The 1,006-nt window shown below is 61.8% G+C and carries 1 protein-coding gene; it reads left to right on the forward strand.

Features of this window, described 5'->3' with window-relative positions; all coding sequences use genetic code 11:
- On the forward strand, positions 1 to 763 hold a 763-nt coding region (locus ACWF0M_RS38160), incomplete at its 5' end, for a LysR substrate-binding domain-containing protein (RefSeq protein WP_452240650.1).
- Between the last annotated feature and the right edge of the window lie 243 nt (positions 764 to 1,006).

The following is a 1,006-nucleotide window of genomic DNA, read 5'->3' on the forward strand; positions in this document are numbered from 1 at the left end:
GTTGTTTCATCGAAGCACGCGCCAGGTGCGCATCACCGCCTTCGGCGAAGGGCTGCTAGACCAAGTGCGCCCCGCATTGGAGCGGTTCGAGGATCTGTGGCGAACGCCTGGCTCCGACCAGCAGGCCTCTCTGTCCGGTACGGTTCGCATCACCGCACCGCACAGCTTGGGCACCAGAGCGGTGCTACCGGCACTGGAGCGCGTGGCCGCGCGCCATCCCGGCATCACGCTGGATGTGCGCCTGTCCGATCGCATCAGCAATACGGTTGACGAAGGGATTGACGTCGGGATCAGGGTCGGATTCATGCGCGATAGCCGCTTCGTCGCACGCAAGGCCGCCGACATGAGACTCCCCATCGTTGCCGCTCCGCGCCTGATCAAGAAAGTGGGCGTACCTGCAAACATCGATGCGCTAAGCAGCCTGCCAGTTACCGTGGCCTTGGATATCAATACCGGCCGTCCCTGGCCTTGGCACTTCAAGGCGGGACGCCAGTGGACACCTACCGCACCCACTCTCGTCGCAGACAATGCCGACATGGAAATGGGAGCGGCGCTGGCCGGGATCGCGTTCGCGCAACTGGCGGACTACATGGCCGCCCCCTACATTGCCAGCGGGAAGCTCGTGCGAGTGCTGGAGAACGAAGAACCTCCGGCATGGGGGTTGTACGTCTATCGGCCTCAGCGTGGCCCCATTCCGGGAAGGGTTCGAGCGGTATTTGATGAAATGCTGGTCGCCGTTGGATCGTTGCCAGCTTTGCGCTGACACGTCGCAAGACGCTGTAGGGCACACACCTTGGAAAGCGGGGCACTGAGCCTCGGCGGCTCACCCCTCCGGTTGAATGATGAGCCGACCGTCTGCCCGCTTGCCCCAGGTGCAGATCGGTCGGCCATGCAACTCAATGCCGGCGAACGATTAGATGTAAATGAATTGCCGGTACAACCCATCCAACTGATGACGAATGTCTTCGACGCGCTGCTCGTCACCGGTATCGGTAAATTCGAGTAC

Source organism: Kribbella sp. NPDC055110 (assembly GCF_053607525.1).